The sequence below is a fragment of the Escherichia sp. KCJ4928 genome, from assembly GCF_004352695.1.
In the GTDB taxonomy this organism is placed as follows: Bacteria; Pseudomonadota; Gammaproteobacteria; order Enterobacterales; family Enterobacteriaceae; genus ECMA0423.
This window is the reverse complement of the sequence record NZ_SJWV01000020.1, coordinates 1-21,034: the sequence shown is the minus strand read 5'-3', so window position 1 is coordinate 21,034 and position 21,034 is coordinate 1. Positions and strand designations below refer to the sequence as shown.

Here is a 21,034-nt window from a genome sequence, read left to right as displayed (position 1 = left end):
GGCTGTCAGAACGGTTTGGTCGGCAGATATTTACCATCTAAGGTGATGACCGCACGTTCGCCACCTTCCGGGTCCGCCACTTTCTTAACGTCGAGTTTGAAGTTAATCGCGCTGATAATGCCATCGCCAAACTTCTCATGAACCAACGCTTTCAGGGTTGTGCCGTACACCTGCAACATTTCATAGAAACGATACATCGTTGGGTCGGTTGGAATACGGTCATCAATGCAGCCACGCAGTGGAATCATCTGCAACAGTAGAATGGCGTCTTCGTCGAGATCCAGCTTCGCCCCGACCAGGCGGGCGGCGTCGGCAGGAAGCGCCTGCTGCCCCAGCAAAGCCGCGGTTACAAAGGCTTCTGCCAGACCGGTGCCGTCGGCAATCTCGGCAAATGAGAGATCTTTTTTAGCTTTGCTGAGCAAAATGGCATCGGCAAGATCAAGACGAATATTGCGGTTAATTTGCGACTGAATCATGGTGCATCTCCTGATGGTTTAAAAATAAGGTTACGCTGCGGTCGGTTGGCGTAGCGGTATGGCACAAACGCGCGGATTAGCTGCCAGTGGCACAAACTGGCGGGTTGCGCCGTCAAACGCTGCGATGCTGCCGCTTTCAATGTCGTAGACCCAGCCGTGCAGGGCGATCCGCCCCTCTTCGAGCGCCAGGCGCACCGATGGATGAGTTTGCAAATTAGCCAACTGAGCAATGACGTTTTCACGTACCATCGCCGCAGCTTTTGACGGTAAATCGGAATGCGGGCGCGCCTCATTAACGACGCGGGCTGAATCGGCATAACGCAGCCAGTGGGAGACGGCAGGCATATGGTCCATGCACTGACAGCTGGCAATGGCGGTCATCGCGCCACAGTTGGAATGACCGCAAATCACAATGTCAGATACCCGAAGCGCAGCGACGGCATACTCCACCGAAGCAGAAACGCCACCGGGTTCCGGCCCGTAGGAAGGGACGATATTGCCCGCGTTGCGAATAACGAACAGATCGCCAGGCTCACGTTGCGTCACCAGCTCAGGGACCAGACGGCTGTCGGAGCAGGAGATAAAAAGTGTGCGCGGGCTTTGCTGTGTCGCCAGCTGTTTAAACAAGGCTTCCCGCTTCGGAAATGCCTCGCGCTGGAATTTAAGGAATCCATCAATAATCTCTTTCACCGTTAACCTCTGTCTGTCTCTGGAATGAGAGGCAGACTACTCGCCGATTGTCATAAGGTAAAAGTCTCATTTATGATGAGTTCTATTGGATTTACTTATAGGTTGGCGAATGCTCTCTCGACATATCAATTATTTTCTTGCCGTGGCTGAACATGGCAGCTTCACCCGTGCCGCCAGTGCGTTGCACGTCTCTCAGCCTGCGCTTTCCCAGCAGATTCGCCAGTTAGAGGAGAGTTTAGGCGTGCCGCTGTTTGACCGTAGCGGGCGAACGATTCGTCTCACCGATGCAGGAGAAGTCTGGCGACAGTACGCCAGCCGGGCGTTACAGGAACTGGGAGCGGGTAAACGGGCGATTCATGATGTTGCCGATCTGACGCGAGGATCGCTGCGTATCGCCGTCACCCCCACCTTTACAAGCTACTTTATCGGCCCTTTAATGGCGGATTTCTATGCGCGCTACCCCGGCATCACGCTCCAGCTACAGGAAATGTCGCAGGAGAAAATCGAAGATCTGCTTTGTCGCGACGAGCTGGACGTTGGGATTGCCTTCGCGCCTGTGCATTCGCCGGAGCTGGAGGCAATTCCTTTACTGACAGAAAGTTTAGCGTTAGTCGTGGCGCAACATCATCCGCTGGCTGCCTGTGAACAGGTGGCGTTGAGTCGCTTGCATGATGAAAAACTGGTCCTGCTCAGCGCGGAATTTGCCACCAGAGAGCAAATTGACCACTACTGCGAGAAAGCGGGGCTACATCCACAGGTGGTCATTGAGGCGAACTCAATTAGCGCGGTTCTGGAGCTGATTCGCCGCACTTCCCTTTCCACATTGTTACCAGCAGCGATTGCCACACAACATGACGGGCTTAAAGCGATTTCTCTTGCCCCGCCACTACTGGAGAGAACGGCGGTTTTGTTGCGGCGGAAAAATAGCTGGCAGACAGCCGCCGCGAAGGCATTTTTGCACATGGCGTTGGAGGAATGTGCGGATGTTGGCGAGAATGAATCACGGTAGCCACTGACACAGGTCAGTGGCTCTTCAACACAGAGGAAATTACCGTTTGTAATCGATGGCTTCTGGCTGCTCCAGATATACGGTGGTTTGTGCCGGTTGTGTACTGGCAATCACCTTGCCGCCACGTACCGAATAACGTACCGGAACCTGACGGCGCAGCGCATCAAATCCATTTTCAGCCGGCAGGATAATCAGGTTTGCGCTGTTTCCGGCGGCAATGCCGTAATCCTGCAAATTCAATGTTCTGGCACTGTGGTGGGTGATTAAATTCAGGCCATCGTTAATCTGCCCGTAGCCCATCAACTGGCAAACATGCAGCCCCATATGCAGCACTTGCAGCATATTCGCCGTTCCCAGCGGATACCACGGATCGAAGACATCATCGTGACCAAAGCAGACGTTAATGCCGGACTCCAGCATCTCTTTAACGCGCGTGATGCCGCGACGTTTTGGATACGTATCGAAACGTCCTTGCAGATGAATATTGACCAGCGGGTTGGCGACAAAGTTAATACCGGACATTTTCAGCAAGCGGAACAGGCGTGAGGTATACGCCCCGTTATAGGAGTGCATTGCCGTGGTGTGGCTGGCGGTGACTCGCGCGCCCATGCCTTCACGGTGCGCCAGGGCAGCAACGGTTTCGACAAAGCGCGACTGCTCGTCATCGATCTCATCACAGTGAACGTCGATGAGACGGTCGTATTTTTGCGCCAGGGCGAAGGTTTTATGCAGCGACTCCACGCCGTATTCACGGGTAAATTCAAAATGCGGAATCGCCCCCACTACATCTGCCCCTAAGCGTAACGCCTCTTCCAGCAACGCTTCACCGTTGGGATACGACAAAATCCCTTCCTGAGGGAAGGCGACAATTTGCAGATCAATCCACGGCGCGACTTCCTGCTTCACTTCCAGCATTGCTTTCAGCGCAGTTAGCGTTGCATCCGAAACATCGACATGGGTACGCACATGCTGAATGCCGTTGGCAATCTGCCATTTCAGCGTTTGCCAGGCGCGTTGTTTCACATCGTCATGGGTTAATAACGCTTTGCGCTCGGCCCAGCGTTCAATGCCTTCAAACAGCGTGCCGGACTGATTCCAGTTCGGTTGTCCGGCGGTTTGCGTGGTGTCCAGGTGAATATGTGGCTCCACAAACGGCGGTATAACTAAACCTTGTTCGGCATCCAGGCTGTTTTCAGTTATGGGCATCACGCCGGATTGCGCATCAATGGCGCTGATTTTTCCGTCCTGCAGATGAATCTGCCACAGCCCCTCTTCGCCTGGTAACCGGGCGTTAATAATTGTTTGTAAAGCGTTATTTGACACTGTTAGCCTCCACATGCGTCATTGCTGCTGTCGTTTTACGATTCAAAATCGGGTTAAGGATCAGATAGCTCAGCGCGCCACCTAATACCGCGTTGACCGGAACAATTCCCGGTAACCAGTGGCCTGCAGCAATCCCCAAGGCGACCGCCAGAATCGCCACCCAATTGACACTCATCATACGCGTGGTCGCAAAGTGCTCATAGCGGCGACGGTTCATCAGATAGTCGGCAATGATCACGCCACCCACCGGAGGAATAGCTGCCGAAAGGAAGGTCAACCAGCCGACAAAATTGTTATACAGCCATAATGCGCAGACCGTACCGATAATACCGTTGATTACCGAAAGGGTTTTGCTCGACATCCCGGTAATGTTGGCGAAACCTAAACCCGACGCATAGAGCGCGTTATCGTTGGTGGTCCAGATATTTAGCCCCAGCACCACAATCGCAGGCAACAGCAGGCCCTGAGCAATCATCACATCAGAGATATCCGCCATCCCCAGTGCCGCAGCGCCCGCTGCACCGAAAATAAACATCAACGAGTTGCCGAGGAAAAAGGCCACCATCGCCACCAGCACCGCCAGTTTGGCATTGCGACCAAAGCGGACAAAGTCAGCGGTGAGCGTGCCCGCACTGATAAATGACCCCACAACCAGCGCCAGCGCGACATTGAAATCTAACGGTTGTGCGGGAACGACCGCTTTTAAGGCGTCCAGGCCGCCCATGCCGTTAACGGCCAGCCATACGGAATAACCGCCAAGACAGGCGATAGCCGGAACCGCAATCACCGAAAGAACCGTCAGCGCCGAAATGCCAAAGAAGACGGTGACGGTCATCAGTAAACCGGAAACGGCAATCAGCAAATTAATATCCAGCCCGGTTGCCTTACCCACCGGAATAGCAAACATCGCCACGCCAACGCCAAACCAGCCAACCTGAGTTCCGCCCAGTAGCAGTGAAGGCAGCCATGAGCCTTTAACACCAAAAGAGAAGCGAGCAAGAAGATGAGTGGTCAGGCCGGTTTTTGCGCCAATGTAACCGAGAAATGAAGTGTAAATACCGAGGAGAAGATTACCGATGAGAACTGCGAGGAAGAAATCATGATAGCTAAGACCGGTTCCGAGAGTACCGCCGGTCCACATACTGGCGGAAAAGAAGGTTAATCCCAGCATGACGAACGTCAATGCCAATACCCCTTTCCGCGCCGACTGCGGGACTGGCCCCTGGCTAAAGTTGTTATCTTGCGACACGAAATTCCCCCTTTTTGCTGTTTGAAACCCAAAAAATCCGCCGCATTCTATTCATCTGAAGATAAAAAGCAATCGTTTTCGTGGGGAAACATATTTTTTATATGAATGAGTGCAAAAAGGTGGGGGAAAAATTATCGGTGTAAAAACAGTGGGTAGGCATAATAAGACGCGGTAAGCGTCGCATCAGGCATCGGCGCATGGTGTCGGATGCGCCACGCGACGCATCCGACAATACCTTACTCTTCCATCGCCTGGCGGATCTGATCCAACGACGCAGGATCATCAATGGTCGTCAGATCCCCAGGATCGCGTCCTTCGCAAATCGCCTGGATCGTGCGGCGCAGCATTTTTCCGGATCGCGTTTTTGGCAATTGCGAGACAAACCAGACGTGCGCCGGGCGGCCAAAGTTGCCAATCTGGCTGTCCACCAGCGCCATAATCGCCTTCTCTTGCGAGTGCGCCACATCACGATCTTCCAGACTGTCGCTCTCTTTCGGAATGACAAACGCCACCGCCACCTGCCCTTTCAGCGCATCTTTCACCCCAACCACCGCCACTTCGGCAACGCCCGGATGGCTGGAGATACTCTCTTCAATCTCGCGCGTCCCCAGCCGATGCCCGGCAACGTTAATTACATCGTCAGTGCGCCCGAGAATAAAGTGATAACCGTCAGCGTCACGGATGCCCCAGTCAAAGGTGGCGTACACCGGGCGGGAAAACAGCGACCAGTAAGTCTTCACAAAGCGGCCGTCGTCGCCCCAGATGGTCTGAATACACCCCGGCGGCAGCGGCCCTTCCACCACCAGCATCCCTTTCTCGTTGACGCCACACGGTTCGCCGGTGACTTCATTAAGCAACTGCACGTTATAGCCATACATCGGCACGCCGGGGCTTCCCAGACGCGTCGGCCTGTCGTCCAGACCGCGAGCAATCGCCATAATCGGCCAGCCGGATTCGGTCTGCCAGTAGTTGTCGATGACCGGCACATCCAGCGTATTGCTCACCCAACTGGCGGTCGGCTCGTCCAGCGGTTCTCCAGCCAGATAGAGCACTTCCAGCGACGAGAGATCGTGTTTGCGAATTTCAGCGGTAGGGAATTTTTTCAGCACGCGAATAGCGGTCGGCGCTGAGAACATCCGGCTAACCTGATATTTCTCGACGATTTTCCACCACACGCCGCAGTCCGGCCAGGTCGGCAATCCTTCGTAAACGATAGTCGCCATCCCCGCCAGCAGCGGCGCGTAAACGATATACGAATGCCCCACCACCCAGCCGATATCCGATGCGCAAAAGAACACGCCGCCCGCTTTGCCGCCAAAAATGGTGTCCATCGAGGTCGCCAGCGCCACCGCATATCCGCCGACGTCACGCTGCACGCCTTTAGGTTTGCCGGTCGTGCCGGAAGTGTAGAGAATGCAGGAGGTTTCGTTGGATTCCAGCCACGCCACCGGTACCCGCGCGCCGATGTGTTGATAGCGCAACGACGCGAAATCGACATCCCGCCCGCTGACGCGCGCCATTTTCGCCAGTCCGCGATCCACCAGCAAAACATGGCGTGGCTGGTGCTGCGCCTGACTTATCGCATCGTCGAGCAATTTTTTATAGGGAATGATTTTGCCACCGCGCGCTCCGGCATCAGCCGAGACAATCAGCACCGGTTTAGCGTCATCAATTCGCGCCGCCACGCTGTGCGAGGCAAAACCACCAAATACCACCGAATGAATAGCACCAATGCGCGCGCAGGCCAGCAGAGTAATATGCGCTTCGGCAATCATCGGCATATACACCAGCACCCGATCGCCGCGCTGCACGCCCAGTGAGCGCAACATTGAGGCCACCGCGTTCACTTCGTCATGCAGCTGGCGAAAGGTAAAGGTGCGCTCTTCTTCTGTTTCCGAAGAGACGGCAATCAATGCCAGTGCCTCTGGCTGTTTCTCCAGCCAGCGGTCGATAGCGTTGTGGCACAAATTGGTTCGGCCTTCACAAAACCAACGGGCAAACGGCGGATTGCTGTGGTCGAGCGTTTGCGTAAAGGGCGTCTGCCAGTCAATACGCCGGGCCTGCTCGGCCCAGAACTGCTCCGGTTCGTTAATCGAACGCTGATAAAATTCGCTAAAAGACATAATGCTCTCCTGTTGAACTTACGCCTTACCGCCGTTTACTTAAATGACGTACAGGTCGAGATACTCATTGACCGGCATCTGTTCCAGGCGAGTTCTGTCGAGAGAAACCTCCAGAATGCGCTGCTGTTGGCGAGTCGGGAACTGGCGCGCGAGATTGATTTTGAATTTATCGACCAGTTTCGGAATACCATCCTGACGGCGGCGAGCATGACCAATGGGGTACTCCACCACCACTTCTTCAAATCGTGTGCCGTCGGTGAACTCAAGGGTAATGGCATTGGCGATGGCGCGTTTTTCCGGGTCGTGGTAGTCAGCGGTAAATGCCGGATCTTCAAAGCAATTGATCTTCTCGCGCAGGGCGTCGATGCGTTTATCTTGCGCAACGTTGTCCTCGTAATCTGCCGCCGTTAAGCGCCCGAATAACAGCGGGATCGCCACCATGTACTGAATGCAGTGGTCGCGGTCAGCCGGGTTATTGAGCGGCCCCTTTTTGTCGATGATGCGAATACAGGCTTCGTGGGTGCGAATGGTCACTTTTTCGATATCCGCCGCCGTCTTGCCTGCTGCCTGCATCTGTTCATAGAGCGTCATCGCCGCTTCAACTGCCGTCTGGGAGTGGAACTCCGCCGGGAAGGAGATTTTGAACAGCACATTCTCCATGACGTAAGAACCGTACGGACGCTGGAAGCGGAACGATTCACCTTTAAAGGAGACGTCGTAGAAGCCCCATACCGGCGCGGTCAGGGCTGACGGGTAACCCATTTCGCCCGTTTTCGCCATCAGTGCCAGACGTACCGCGCGGGAAGTGGCATCGCCCGCCGCCCAGGATTTACGCGTGCCGGTGTTCGGCGCATGGCGATAGGTGCGCAGCGACTGACCGTCCACCCACGCCAGCGAAACGGCGTTGAGAATTTCCTCGCGGGTCAGGCCGAGCATTTCGGCGACCACGGCGGTGGAAGCCACTTTCACTAACAGAACGTGGTCGAGGCCGACGCGGTTAAAGGAATTCTCCAACGCGATGCAGCCCTGAATTTCATGGGCTTTGATCATTGCGGTCAGCACCTGTTTCATGGTCAACGGCGCTTTGCCGCTGGCGACCGCGTTGCGCGAAAGCCAGTCCGCCGTTGCCAGAATGCCGCCGAGGTTGTCGGAAGGATGCCCCCACTCCGCCGCCAGCCAGGTATCGTTGAAATCGAGCCAGCGGATCATCGCGCCAATGTTAAATGCCGCCTGGACAGGGTCGAGCTGAAACTGAGTTCCGGGGACGCGCACGCCGTTGGGTACGACGGTGCCGGGGACAATTGGCCCCAGAAGTTTTTTACAGGCTGGGTATTCGAGAGCTTCCAGACCGCAGCCGAGCGTGTCGAGCAGGCAGTAATGTGCGGTGTCGTAGGCCACTTTAGAACTGATTTCGTAGTTCATGACGTAATCGACGATATCAACGATTTCACGATCAAATTCCGGGCGGATGTTGTTGATTTGAGCTGACATTGGGTACGTTTCCTTATTGTTATTCGTAGAGGTTTACTGGCGCTTATCCAGCGCGACAAACTGGCGGTCTTCCGGTCCAACATAATTGGCGGAAGGACGGATAATTTTGTTGTCCTGACGTTGTTCAATGATGTGCGCCGCCCAGCCGGTGACACGGGCGATGACAAACAGTGGTGTGAACATCTCGGTGGGAACGCCCATCATGTTGTAGGAAACAGCAGAGAACCAGTCGAGATTGGGGAACATCTTTTTGCTCTCCCACATCACCGTTTCCAGGCGATCGGCGATGTTGTACATCTTCAACGAGCCGCCTTCCTGCGAGAGCTGCTTCGCCACACGTTTGATCACCTGGTGGCGCGGGTCGGCGATGGTATAAACCGGATGACCAAAACCAATGACCACTTCTTTGTTTTCCACCCGCTTGCGGATATCGGCTTCGGCTTCGTCCGGCGTTTCGTAGCGTTGCTGGATCTCCAGCGACACTTCATTCGCTCCGCCGTGTTTCGGCCCGCGCAGTGCGCCAATCGCGCCAATAATCGCGGAATACATATCAGAGCCAGTGCCCGCAATCACCCGACTGGTAAAGGTGGAGGCGTTAAACTCGTGTTCGGCGTACAGCACTAGCGAAATATGCATCGCCTTTTCCCAGCTTTGCGATGGCTTTTCGCCGTGCAGCAGATGCAGGAAGTGACCACCGATGGAGTCGTCATCGGTTTCCGGCTGGATGCGTTCGCCGTTGTGACTGTAGTGATACCAATAAAGGAGAATCGAGCTAAGTGATGCCAGTAGTTTGTCGGCAATATCCCGCGCGCCAGAGACGGTATGTCCCTCTTTTTCTGGCAGCGTGCAGCCGAGCGCGGAAACGCCGGTGCGCATAACATCCATCGGGTGTGACGCCGCCGGTAAGGCTTCCAGCACGGTACGCACGTTAGCCGGTAAACCGCGCAGGGCTTTCAGTTTCGTTTTGTAAGCGGCGAGTTCGTCACGGGTCGGCAGTTTGCCGTGGATCAGCAGATGCGCCACTTCTTCAAATTCGCAATGTTCCGCCAGATCAAGAATATCGTAGCCGCGGTAATGCAGGTCATTGCCGCTTTTACCCACGGTGCAGAGCGCCGTATTGCCCGCCGGAACGCCAGAAAGTGCCACAGATTTTTTCGGTTTAATGACATGGGTACTGTTTTGCAGGATCGTTGTGTCGCTCATGTTGTCCTCGTCATTTGTAGGGTCGAGATATTTTTCGTTGTGTTTTATTTCACCTGGCTACGGGCAAACAGGTCGTCGAGCTTCGCTTCGTACTGGTAGTAGTTGATGCTTTCGTACAGCTCGTTGCGGGTTTGCATGGTATCGATGACGCTTTTCTGCGTGCCTTCCTGGCGCAGGACGTTGTAGACATGCTCAGCGGCGCGGTTCATGGCGCGGAACGCTGAAAGTGGGTACAGCGCCATTGCGACATGGGCGCTGCGTAATTCGTCGGTGGTAAACAGCGGTGTTGCGCCAAATTCGGTAATGTTGGCGAGGATCGGCACCTGCACCGCATCGGCAAACTGGCGGTACATGGCGAGTTCGGTAATCGCCTCCGGGAACAACATCTCGGCACCCGCTTCAACATAGGCCTGTGCACGCTCGATCGCCGCATCCAGCCCCTCTACCGCCAGCGCATCGGTGCGCGCCATGATCACAAAATCAGGATCGGTTTTCGCATCCACCGCCGCGCGGATCCGATCCACCATCTCCTCTTTCGAGACGATCGCTTTGTTCGGGCGATGACCGCAGCGTTTCGCACCAACCTGATCTTCAATATGCAATCCTGCCGCACCGGCTTTAATCATCGATTTCACCGTACGCGCCACGTTAAAGGCCGAAGAACCAAAACCGATATCCGCATCCACCAGCAGTGGCAGCGAACAAACGTCGGTGATACGGCGAATATCTGTCAGCACATCATCAAGGGTAGAAATACCGAGATCGGGCAGCCCCAGCGACCCTGCCGCCACGCCACCGCCGGAGAGATAAATTGCCTGATATCCGGCACGCTGCGCCAACAGCGCATGATTAGCGTTGATGGTGCCAACAATCTGCAATGGATTTTCTTTAGTCAGTGCAGCGCGAAACGCTTTACCTGGAGAGTGTAGAGACATAGCCCATCCTTTGTTATCAACTTGTTATTTTCGTTAATAAAACAAAGCAAGGGGTGTGCCACAATTGCCTTAATAAAATTAAATGTTTAATTTCAATTTGTTAGAGATAACGTCATGAACTAATCCGCAAATATGCGTTTCAGTTAACGTTTCAGGCAATGTTTCACCGCGTTTCATTGCAACAATTATGAAACAAGACTAAACCCAATATTCGGTTTCTTAACTTTGCGGTGCGCTATGGCACATCCACCACGGCTTAATGACGACAAACCGGTTATCTGGACGGTATCTGTAACGCGCCTGTTCGAGCTGTTTCGCGATATCAGCCTCGAGTTTGATCACCTGGCGAACATTACCCCTATTCAGCTTGGCTTTGAAAAAGCAGTGACCTACATCCGCAAGAAACTGGCAAACGAACGCTGTGACGCCATCATCGCTGCTGGCTCTAACGGCGCGTACCTGAAAAGCCGCCTGTCAGTGCCAGTTATTTTGATTAAACCGAGCGGCTACGATGTGTTACAGGCACTGGCAAAAGCCGGAAAACTCACCTCTTCTATCGGCGTTGTCACCTATCAGGAAACCATTCCAGCGCTGGTGGCGTTTCAAAAAACCTTTAATCTGCGCCTCGATCAACGTAGCTACATTACCGAAGAAGACGCCCGCGGGCAGATTAACGAGCTGAAAGCTAACGGCACTGAAGCGGTGGTCGGCGCGGGGCTGATTACCGATCTGGCAGAAGAAGCCGGAATGACCGGAATTTTTATCTATTCCGCCGCCACCGTGCGCCAGGCGTTCAGCGATGCGCTGGATATGACGCGCATGTCGTTACGCCATAACACTCACGATGCCACCCGCAACGCCCTGAGAACTCGTTACGTGCTGGGCGATATGCTCGGTCAATCACCACAGATGGAACAAGTACGGCAGACTATTTTGCTGTATGCCCGCTCCAGTGCAGCGGTGTTGATTGAGGGGGAAACGGGGACGGGCAAAGAGCTGGCGGCCCAGGCGATTCATCGGGAATATTTTGCCCGCCACGATGCGCGACAGGGCAAAAAGTCGCATCCGTTTGTTGCCGTCAACTGCGGGGCGATAGCCGAATCGCTGCTGGAAGCGGAGCTGTTTGGCTATGAGGAAGGGGCGTTTACCGGCTCGCGACGCGGAGGTCGCGCCGGGCTGTTCGAAATTGCCCACGGCGGTACGCTGTTTCTGGATGAGATTGGCGAAATGCCGCTACCTTTGCAGACTCGCCTGTTACGGGTGCTGGAAGAAAAAGAGGTCACCCGCGTCGGCGGGCATCAGCCTGTTCCGGTAGATGTACGGGTCATTAGCGCCACTCACTGCAAGCTGGAAGAAGATATGCAGCAAGGACGTTTTCGCCGTGATCTGTTTTATCGGCTGAGTATTTTGCGTCTGCAATTGCCACCACTGCGCGAGCGGGTGGCGGATATTCTTCCGCTGGCGGAAAGCTTTTTGAAAGTGTCTCTGGCGGCGCTCTCCGCCCCGTTTTCTGCCGCATTACGCCAGGGATTACAGGCAAGCGAAACCGTGCTGGTGCACTACGACTGGCCAGGTAATATTCGTGAACTGCGCAATATGATGGAGCGACTGGCGCTATTTTTAAGTGTGGAACCGACGCCGGATTTAACGCCGCAATTTTTGCAGCTGCTACTGCCGGAACTGGCGCGCGAGTCGGCGAAAACTCCCGCTCCACGCTTACTGACACCACAACAGGCACTGGAGAAATTTAATGGCGATAAAACAGCAGCGGCGAATTATTTAGGCATCAGCCGGACGACGTTCTGGCGGCGGCTGAAAAGCTGAACTGCCGAATGCAGCGCGAACGCTTTATCCGGCATAAATTTCAATAGATGATCACCGATAAACTTACGCATCGGGGATGTTTACATAGGGTTCAGAATTACTTCTTCTTATAAATATTTGCCGTGCCGTGGATCTTATTGTCAGTTTGACCGGAGGTCAGTACCAACACATCAGCCCCTTTTTCATCCGCTTTTTTGATCAAATTTTCTTTCGCGTCTGCAGTCGACATTTCATTGCTGGTTGAAATATCACCTATTTTTTCATACTGCGATTCAACTTTTTCAAATTCCGCTTTGGTCATCAATTCAGCGGCATAGACATTGGTAACGGCTAACGCTAACGCACCGACTAACATTTTAGAGATTATTTTCATATTACGGCTCCAGAGTTGTTATCACACTATCACCCACCCACATTATTGGGTTGATTAATAATTAGTTCAGTCAGGGCATAAACGCCAGTAACCGGAAATAAGACACTTTGTGATCTCTCTCGCACCCGATTATTTTTGGTAGAAATATTATTAAGTTACTTCACTTATTTATGGATGAAATCACGATGGATCCTTTGCACGCCGTTTACCTGACCGTAGGACTGTTCGTGATTACTTTTTTTAATCCGGGAGCCAATCTCTTTGTGGTAGTACAAACCAGCCTGGCTTCCGGTCGACGCGCAGGGGTGCTGACCGGGCTGGGCGTGGCGCTGGGCGATGCATTTTATTCCGGGTTGGGTTTGTTTGGTCTTGCAACGCTAATTACGCAGTGTGAGGAGATTTTTTCGCTTATCAGAATCGTCGGCGGCGCTTATCTCTTATGGTTTGCGTGGTGCAGCATGCGCCGCCAGTCAACACCGCAAATGAGCACACTACAACAACCGATTAGCGCCCCCTGGTATGTCTTTTTTCGCCGCGGATTAATTACCGATCTCTCTAACCCGCAAACCGTTTTATTTTTTATCAGTATTTTCTCAGTAACATTAAATGCCGAAACACCAACATGGGCACGTTTAATGGCCTGGGCGGGGATTGTGCTCGCATCAATTATCTGGCGAGTTTTTCTTAGTCAGGCGTTTTCTTTGCCCGCTGTGCGTCGTGCTTATGGGCGTATGCAACGCGTTGCCAGTCGGGTTATTGGTGCAATTATTGGTGTATTCGCGCTACGCCTGATTTACGAAGGGGTGACGCAGCGGTGAGCAGATAATTTACTCTCTACGTAATCAACCTGATTTGCCGAATCCCGGCCATCGGCGATGATAGCCCCCGTAATGCGTGGTCCTTATTTCCGATAAGTTTATTTGAGTCTTTAGCTTCCCATTTCAGCCCACTCTCCCCTGTGTGGGCTTTTTTCATTGGTCTGACCCGTCCTGAATAGCCAAACAATGGCAATGTTCCACTTTGCAGGGACGATAATAAGGGGATCTGATTCAGAAGAGTTTTGAAAAGTTGGACCGCCATCGAGGCCTCGAACCCCGTACCATACAACAATCCTGGTTGTCGTCTGCTCTTCCTGATGAGCTAATGGCGGTTTTTGATATGAGCCTTACAGCATATTTTCTGTCAGGCTTGAGTGCGATGCGTAAGATACAGAAAAGACCCCACACAAACATGATGGAATTATGATTTTTTTCATATGAATGTCAACCCACACATTCACAAAACATCTGCATGAGATCATTTTTTATACACCGCATGGCTGCGAAACCACTGCTGGTGCTTTTTTAAGCGAAGTGTCGCCGATCACAACAAAATATCGGCGAAAAGGCGGTGGAATGCCATTTGGCATACGGATATACAGATGAAATGATTACCTGCTTTGCGATTCACTCTCTGGTGGAATAACAACTTGCAGGTGGAACCCTTTCTGAACTAAAGAGTGTAGCGGATTTTAACGTGCTTATTTACAGGATAATATCTGTCACCTAATTCCTGCACTCTATTCGATATCCATTCATTTAATCGTGCGTCATCTCTGTATGTTTTTACGTCCAGAACAGAGAGCAATAACATCACCAGTGATTCAGGAAAAACAGGGTGGATATTTTTTAAGTGTAATAATAATCCATGCGCAAGCGCCTGCTTAATGGGCGCGTCTGTCTCCGGAATAGACGACATTTCGCGAAGCCATTTTTCCACACGCATACACTCTTTCCCTTTAGGGAAAATTCTCAGCAAAGGCATATGGTGTTCAAGAAGAATACATTTGCAATCTGTTCGCACTGAATCGATAAACTGCACTAATTTCTTAAGCCCGGTAAAGCGTCCAGCCTGCACATTTGCTTTAATATCAAGAAACGCATCATCCTGGTCATATACCCAAACTGTCCCTTTTTGATTTTCAAGTATGCGAAAAACAAACTTAACCGGGTGATCAGGGTAATCCATCCAGTCATAAAATCCTGGGAAATCATTAAACTGCACATTTATGGTGAGTGCGTTATCGTCTGACCACTCACAGTCTCGTACGGCAGCCATGAGATGAATGAGTTTGTCGTCATCGACTAAATCATCACGACAATCATAAGGATAATCATAATATTGTTTAATCAAAACCTTGAATATATCGACACAGGAAACCAGGGAGCTTTTGATATCCTCTGGTAACTGATTGTTTTTAACCGTATTAAGTATGCTTTGTTGCGTATATGGCATCAAATTATTGTGCGGAGCTTTTAATGATATCATCGCGATCTCTCTTAAATAAAAATAAACGTCGCAGATAATAAAGCTCTGATTAAACCAGGCACTATCAGAAATCGCTCATAACTAACGTGTGAAGTATTGTGTACTGGAGGGAGTTAATTTAACAATTTGAATTTACGTTATAGGTTTTACTGCTACTTTGATATTATTTCGCTCTCCTTAACTAAAAAGTTAAGTGGAGAGCGAAGTTAATATGTTAAACCACAGCGTATTTATTAATTTTTTCAGTCTGTTAGTGTGCGATTATCGATAACAAAACGATATTTCACATCACCACGCAGCATTCGCTCATAGGCTTCATTAATTTGATCGGCCCGAATCATCTCTATATCAGCCACGATGCCATGTTCGGCGCAAAAATCGAGCATCTCCTGAGTTTCTGGAATGCCGCCAATCATAGAACCGGCTATCGCACGGCGTTTCATGATCAGGTTGAAAACTTCCGGCGATTTATGCGGTGTCGCAGGCGCACCAACCAGCGTCATGGTGCCATCACGCTTCAGCAAGGTGGTAAAATCGTCGAGATTATGTGGCGCAGCTACTGTATTCAAAATGAAATCGAAACTCTTCAGATGAGCCGCCATCTCATCGGCATTGCGTGAGTTAACAACTTCATCGGCCCCCAGGGCTTTTGCCGCTTCGCGTTTTGCCTCAGAAGTGGTAAATGCCACCACATGCGCCCCCATCGCGTGGGCCAGCTTGATCCCCATATGTCCCAGACCGCCGATGCCGACCACGCCCACTTTTTTACCCGGCCCGGCCTGCCAGTGACGTAGCGGCGAATACGTGGTGATCCCTGCACACAACAAAGGAGCCACCGCCGCCAGCTGCTCTTGCGGGTGACGAATACGCAGAACATATCGCTCATGAACGACGATCTGTTGTGAGTAGCCGCCCAGAGTATGGCCCGGTTCGTCCGGCGTCGGCGAGTTATAGGTGCCGGTCATGTGATCACAGTAGTTTTCCAGCCCGTCTTCACACTCTTCGCAATGTTTACAACTGTCGACAATGCAGCCGACACCGACCAGATCGCCCGGCGCATGTTTTTCTACCTGATCACCAACGGCTACCACACGCCCCACAATTTCATGACCCGGTACGCAGGGGTAAACCGTCCCCGCCCACTCGGAACGGACCTGGTGGAGATCGGAATGGCAGACGCCACAGTAAGCGATTTCGATTTTGACATCATTCGGTCCCGGTTCACGCCGTGTGATATCCATCGGTTCAAGTGGTTGTTTAGCGGAATATGCACCAACAGCTTTGATCTTCATTGTGTTTACTCCTGATTAGCTATGTGTATTTGGCGACGCCTGATATGTCATCGCGGCAAAACGCGTCCATTGAATATAGCCAATATTTAAACCACCCGATCCAGCCCCAACATGCCGCGAACCTGAATGAAACAGAGCAGCAACGTTCCCCATAAGGCCATCGTCAGGTAGGGGCTTATACCGAGAATATTGAAGCCGCTTTCAATAATTTGCAGAAGAAACAGCGCCAGCACCATACCAATTATCCGCCCGCTGCCGCCGTCCGGATTAACCCCACCGAGTACTGCCGCGAGGATTGACACCAGCAAGTACGATTCGCCATAAGAGGCCTTAGCCGAGTTGAGTTTCGACATCATCAAAAATGCCGCTACCGCACAAAGCAAGGCGGAAATGACATAAACCCAAATCAGCACCCGACGAGTGTTAATGCCGGAGTAAAGTGTTGCTCGTTCGTTAGACCCAATCAGGTAAATGGCTTTACCGAGCGGCGTTTTCTCCAGCAATATCCATAGCCCCAGTGCCACTGCGGCAAACAACCACATCGGTAGCGGAATACCGAACCATTGCGCATGATTCAACCACAGCACCCATGAGGGATAATTGGCAATGGCGCTACCACCTGTCACCAGAATATTTATCCCTTTGAGCAACGTCATCATCCCAAGCGTTGCAAGAATTGGCGACACTCGAATACCAGCAATCAATACGCCGTTACATAAACCGATTATCACCGCCGCGCCAGCGCCCGCCAGTAACGTAGCGACAACCGTAGCAATACCCGGTGGATACTGAGTCGCCACCCACGCCATCACCAGTGAACAGGCGTTAGCAGTGGCTATAATTGACAAGTTAATGCCACCGCAAAGCATGGTCACCGCCATAGCCAACGCCAGAATGCCCAGCACGGGCATTTGCGAAGCGACGGACTGGAAATTACTTATCGACCAGAAAATCTCCGGCATAGTAATGCTGAACGCGGCAACAGTTAGCACCAGCAGGCCGATCAAGTAAAACTCAACGTTATTACGCCACGATTTTTTCATAGCAGACTCCGGTTCTGATGCTGACTCCACGCCGTGGCACTAATGCTGGCAACGATGATGATGCCGGTGATCAATGTTTGCCAGTAAGACGAGACTCCCAATAAATTTAGCCCGTTTTGCATCACTGCCAACAACACCACGCCGAGCAAAGTACCGGTTAACGTGCCGCGCCCGCCGAGCAAACTAGTGCCGCCAAGCACCACCGCAGCCAGTACTGTCAGCTCATAACCCAGAAGAGAATCGGGGGCGACAGTCATCACCGTCCACGACTGCACTACACCCGCAGCGCCAGACATCAATCCCATATAGCCATAGACGAAAAGTTGCAGTTTCAGCACGCTAAAGCCGATGCGACTGGCTGATTCGCGGTTCCCGCCAAGGGCATAAATTTTGCGCCCTACACTGGTGAAATTCATGATAAACGCTGTTAGCAGCACCACCGTAATCATGGCGATCAGCGGCAGACCAAGGCCATAGTCATAGCCATCAGCATCGGTGTACTTGAACAACATAACCCCCTGCTCAAACCACGGCGGAAAGTCGTACAGCCACACACCTTTACTCAACCATAACAGCAGGCCATAGAAAATATTCAGCGTCGAGATAGTGATGATGATAGAAGGCACCCGTAGGCGATTAACCAGTAAGGCGTTAATTAAGCCAAGTAAAATGCCGATGCAGCCCGCCAGTGCAAACGCGACAGCGAAGTTGCCACCAATTTTTTGCAGCAACAGCACCATGCCGTATTGCGCAATGATGGTCATTGCTGGAAACGAAATATCAATTCCACCGGAAATCAACACCACAAACAAACCACAGGCGAGAATAGTCAACATGGCATAGTTATTGGCGAGATCGTACAAATTACCGAATGTCAGAAACTCGTCGCTGCGCCAGGCAAGGCCAACAAACAGCACCACAATCAGTAATGCCAGCCAGAATTCATGGCGTTTTTTCAGTTCAGCCATTTACCACCTCCGCAATCCTGGCCTGAGAACTGCTGTCAGGCAGGAAGCTATGGGTGATCTGACCTTTTTGCATTACCAAAATCCGGTGGCTTTGATACCACGCTTCTTCAATTTCATCGCAGATCATCAATACCGCAATGCCATGAGCCGCCAGATCGCTGATAATGCCGTATATTCCTGCTTTGTTGGCGATATCAACACCGACTGTCGGGCTATCGAGAATCAACAGTCGTGGCCCAATCGCCAGCCATTTGGCGATCGATACTCGCTGCGCGTTACCACCAGAAAGCGTATTCACCGGAAGATGAGGATCAGAGACTTTGATGGTCAATGCCTTGATTAGCCTGTCCACCAGGTCACGAACTTTAGTTTCACTCAGAAAGCCGAAGCGATCTTTTACCTTGTGAAAAACAGTGCTAATGATGTTGTCTTCAATAGATTGCGCCATCACCAAACCGCGCGACATGCGATCTTCCGAAACATAACCAATACCGTGGCGGATAGCGTCCTGGTTACTATGCAGTGTAACCGGCTGGCCGTTGATGAGGATCTCGCCAGCATCCGGTCGGGTCATACCAAACAGACTCAGACATAATTCCGTGCGCCCCGCACCAAGCAGGCCAACAATCGATACCACTTCGCCCGCTTCCACCCGCAAGTTAATATTTAGATATTCCCCATGACGACTTAAATTACGCACCTCAAGCACCGGGGTGCTGGATTTTCCCTGCCACAACTCTCGCACCTGATATTCGAACTCCTGGCCGGTCATCAGGAAACCGAGTTGTTTTGTGGTCATCTCTGCAGCCGGAAAAGTCCCGACCAGCTCACCATCTTTCAGCACTGAAATACGGTCGGAAACTTCCATCACTTCTTCCAGACGATGACTGACGAAGACCACGCAGATCCCGCGTTCACGCAATTGATGCACCACCTGTAATAACCCTTGCACTTCCTGATGGGTCAGCGAAGCGGTTGGTTCATCCATCACGATCAACCGTGCGTCCTGCGCCAGTGCACGGCAAATAGCCACCAGCTGACAGCGGGCAATTGAAAGCTCAGAAACGAGTGTATCCAGTGGCAATGTGACGTTAATACTGGTCATTGCCGCCTGCGCCACCTCACGCAGACGACGGCGGTTAACAAACAGACCGTGGTGATAGTGATTCACGGCGATATTCTCCCAGACACTCAGGTTAGGAAATAAAGAGAGGTCCTGATAAATCACCTGAATCCCCTGCGCCACCGAAGCGGCGGGTGTCAGCTTTGACCAGTTTTTCCCACCAAGCGTAATTTCCGCTCCCTCATCCGGGCGATAAACACCGGACATAATTTTAATCAACGTCGATTTACCACAGCCGTTTTGCCCGGCAAGGCAGTGCACTTCACCCGACATAAAGTCGAGAGAAACATCGCGCAGCGCTCGCGTGGCATGAAACGTTTTGTTGATATGACGAAGGGAAAGGAAAGTTTCCATAACATCCCCTGGCAATAAGAATCGGGGCTTTCGCCCCGAAGAAATGGATTAATAAAGTGAGTCGATATTGTCTTTGTTGACCAGTAATACCTTATGGAAACGGATAATTCGCTTATCCATATCTACGTCGGCCTTACCCAGATTCTGCATTTCTAATCCAGGTTTGATCTCTTCACCCTTCAGCAACGTGCTGGCGACGGCTGCGAGTGCGTAACCTGCAGAGGCCGGACGTAAGTAATCCCTTCGGTGATATCACCACTTTTAATCAGTGATGCCGCCTGTGAAGGGATCATCATGCCATAGACTGCGACTTTATTTTTCGCCCGTTTCTCTTTCACCGCACGTCCCGCGCCAATCGGACCGTTTGAACCAAAGGAGACAACCGCTTTCAAGTCAGGATAGGTTTTCATCAGGTCCAGTGTGGTACGACGTGAGTCATCCACACTCTCGGCAACCGGCATGCGGCGGGTAACTTCATGCATATCCGGGTAATGCTCTTTCTGGTATTTCACCAGCAAGTCAGCCCATAAGTTATGCTGCGGCACGGTCAAACTACCCACGTAAATCACATAGCCGCCCTTGCCCCCCATGCGTTTCGCCATATGCTCAACATATTCAGCGGCAAATTTTTCGTTATCAATGATTTCAATATCCCAGTTAGCACTTGGCTGACCGGGGGATTCGTTGGTCAGAACCACAATTCCGGCATCTCGCGCTTTTTTGAATACCGGTTCCAGCACGTTGGCATCGTTTGGCACGATAGTAATTGCATTAACCTTACGGGCGATTAAATCCTCAATAATTTTAACTTGTTGCGGAGTATCAGTACTTGAAGGCCCCACCTGTGAGGCATTAACACCAAAGGCTTTACCCGCCTCAACCACACCTTCGCCCATGCGATTAAACCACGGCATACCATCGACTTTAGAAATATTCACCACGACTTTTTCCGCTGCCTGGAGCGGCGCAGAAATTAGCGCAGCGCCTAATAACAGCGAAGACACCATATTGATAACAAAACGTTTATTCATCATTTCAGCCTCATTGCAGGGTAGTCAGGAAGTGTTCGCCCAAATTAGCGCGCTGGAGAGAATAAGAATTTTCGAATATTTTTATGCAGAATAAACAGCCCTATTTCAGGCAGCTATTAAAAATATGGTTATAAATATGGACAAAACGGGCAGCAACAATAAGTGTGACATTCATCACGTAAAAAATAGCAAAATAAACAAAATTAGCGATATTTTATGT

General features: G+C 51.8%; 18 protein-coding genes and 1 pseudogene. 3 read left to right on the top strand and 16 right to left on the bottom strand.

Going from position 1 to position 21,034, the window contains the following annotated elements; all coding sequences use genetic code 11:
• Window positions 1-5: 5 nt before the first annotated feature.
• Entirely contained in the window at window positions 6-476 is a 471-nt protein-coding gene (cynS, locus tag E0D98_RS05345; protein WP_000616241.1) for a cyanase, read from the bottom strand.
• A 30-nt stretch (window positions 477-506) separates the two neighbouring features.
• Window positions 507-1,166 (bottom strand): carbonic anhydrase CynT, encoded by a 660-nt coding sequence (gene cynT, locus E0D98_RS05340; RefSeq protein ID WP_000658652.1) that lies wholly within the window; start codon window positions 1,164-1,166, stop codon window positions 507-509.
• 109 nt (window positions 1,167-1,275) lie between these two features.
• On the opposite strand from cynT, the gene cynR reads away from it, so the two are divergent.
• Complete coding sequence (cynR, locus tag E0D98_RS05335; RefSeq protein ID WP_000952485.1) at window positions 1,276-2,175, top strand: transcriptional regulator CynR; 900 nt, start codon at window positions 1,276-1,278, stop codon at window positions 2,173-2,175.
• Between the two features lie 39 nt (window positions 2,176-2,214).
• On the opposite strand, the gene codA is transcribed toward cynR, so the two are convergent.
• The 6 genes from codA to prpB form a co-directional block, all read right to left on the bottom strand.
• On the bottom strand, window positions 2,215-3,498 hold the full coding sequence (gene codA, locus E0D98_RS05330; protein ID WP_001295686.1) for a cytosine/isoguanine deaminase: 1,284 nt from the start codon (window positions 3,496-3,498) through the stop codon (window positions 2,215-2,217).
• Window positions 3,488-4,747 carry a cytosine permease gene (codB, locus tag E0D98_RS05325; RefSeq protein ID WP_000076234.1) on the bottom strand — a complete coding sequence of 420 codons (1,260 nt, stop codon included), beginning with the start codon at window positions 4,745-4,747 and terminating at the stop codon, window positions 3,488-3,490. Before codB ends, codA begins: the two co-directional genes overlap by 11 nt.
• Window positions 4,748-4,983: 236 nt before the next feature.
• Complete coding sequence (gene prpE / locus E0D98_RS05320) at window positions 4,984-6,870, bottom strand: propionate--CoA ligase (RefSeq protein ID WP_000010294.1); 1,887 nt, start codon at window positions 6,868-6,870, stop codon at window positions 4,984-4,986.
• A 39-nt stretch (window positions 6,871-6,909) separates the two neighbouring features.
• Complete coding sequence (gene prpD, locus E0D98_RS05315) at window positions 6,910-8,361, bottom strand: 2-methylcitrate dehydratase (protein WP_001275861.1); 1,452 nt, start codon at window positions 8,359-8,361, stop codon at window positions 6,910-6,912.
• Window positions 8,362-8,394: 33 nt separating this feature from the next.
• Window positions 8,395-9,564, bottom strand: a complete 1,170-nt coding sequence (gene prpC, locus E0D98_RS05310) for a 2-methylcitrate synthase (protein ID WP_001285909.1) — start codon at window positions 9,562-9,564, stop codon at window positions 8,395-8,397.
• 44 nt (window positions 9,565-9,608) lie between these two features.
• The gene (gene prpB, locus E0D98_RS05305; protein WP_000052202.1) at window positions 9,609-10,499 is read right to left on the bottom strand and encodes a methylisocitrate lyase; all 891 of its coding nucleotides are present in this window, start codon (window positions 10,497-10,499) and stop codon (window positions 9,609-9,611) included.
• Between the two features lie 237 nt (window positions 10,500-10,736).
• Here prpB and prpR point away from each other — a divergent pair, with 237 nt between their 5' ends.
• The gene (gene prpR, locus E0D98_RS05300) at window positions 10,737-12,323 is read left to right on the top strand and encodes a propionate catabolism operon regulatory protein PrpR (protein WP_000941039.1); all 1,587 of its coding nucleotides are present in this window, start codon (window positions 10,737-10,739) and stop codon (window positions 12,321-12,323) included.
• Between the two features lie 97 nt (window positions 12,324-12,420).
• Here the strand turns inward: prpR and yahO are convergent, their stop codons facing one another.
• Entirely contained in the window at window positions 12,421-12,696 is a 276-nt protein-coding gene (gene yahO, locus E0D98_RS05295; RefSeq protein WP_131890546.1) for a DUF1471 family periplasmic protein YahO, read from the bottom strand.
• 185 nt (window positions 12,697-12,881) lie between these two features.
• Here yahO and E0D98_RS05290 point away from each other — a divergent pair, with 185 nt between their 5' ends.
• A complete protein-coding gene (locus E0D98_RS05290; RefSeq protein ID WP_001299549.1) occupies window positions 12,882-13,514 on the top strand; it encodes a LysE family transporter in 633 nt (210 codons plus the stop codon).
• A gap of 16 nt (window positions 13,515-13,530) precedes the next feature.
• On the opposite strand, the gene yahM is transcribed toward E0D98_RS05290, so the two are convergent.
• The 7 genes and pseudogenes from yahM to E0D98_RS05255 all read right to left on the bottom strand — a co-directional run bounded on the left by yahM (window position 13,531) and on the right by E0D98_RS05255 (window position 20,814).
• Window positions 13,531-13,776 carry a protein YahM gene (yahM, locus tag E0D98_RS05285; protein WP_000290611.1) on the bottom strand — a complete coding sequence of 82 codons (246 nt, stop codon included), beginning with the start codon at window positions 13,774-13,776 and terminating at the stop codon, window positions 13,531-13,533.
• A gap of 411 nt (window positions 13,777-14,187) precedes the next feature.
• Window positions 14,188-15,003 carry a protein YahL gene (yahL, locus tag E0D98_RS05280; protein WP_001299540.1) on the bottom strand — a complete coding sequence of 272 codons (816 nt, stop codon included), beginning with the start codon at window positions 15,001-15,003 and terminating at the stop codon, window positions 14,188-14,190.
• Between the two features lie 242 nt (window positions 15,004-15,245).
• Window positions 15,246-16,295, bottom strand: a complete 1,050-nt coding sequence (gene yahK / locus E0D98_RS05275) for an NADPH-dependent aldehyde reductase YahK (RefSeq protein ID WP_000692742.1) — start codon at window positions 16,293-16,295, stop codon at window positions 15,246-15,248.
• A gap of 86 nt (window positions 16,296-16,381) precedes the next feature.
• The gene (locus E0D98_RS05270) at window positions 16,382-17,338 is read right to left on the bottom strand and encodes an ABC transporter permease (RefSeq protein ID WP_000750340.1); all 957 of its coding nucleotides are present in this window, start codon (window positions 17,336-17,338) and stop codon (window positions 16,382-16,384) included.
• Window positions 17,335-18,306: an ABC transporter permease gene (locus E0D98_RS05265; RefSeq protein WP_000818900.1), complete on the bottom strand. Its 972-nt coding sequence runs from the start codon at window positions 18,304-18,306 to the stop codon at window positions 17,335-17,337. The genes E0D98_RS05270 and E0D98_RS05265 overlap by 4 nt, the downstream gene beginning before the upstream one ends.
• Window positions 18,299-19,783, bottom strand: a complete 1,485-nt coding sequence (locus E0D98_RS05260) for a sugar ABC transporter ATP-binding protein (RefSeq protein WP_000447335.1) — start codon at window positions 19,781-19,783, stop codon at window positions 18,299-18,301. The genes E0D98_RS05265 and E0D98_RS05260 overlap by 8 nt, the downstream gene beginning before the upstream one ends.
• A 48-nt stretch (window positions 19,784-19,831) precedes the next feature.
• Window positions 19,832-20,814 (bottom strand): annotated as a pseudogene (locus E0D98_RS05255) (autoinducer 2 ABC transporter substrate-binding protein).
• Window positions 20,815-21,034: the final 220 nt, after the last annotated feature.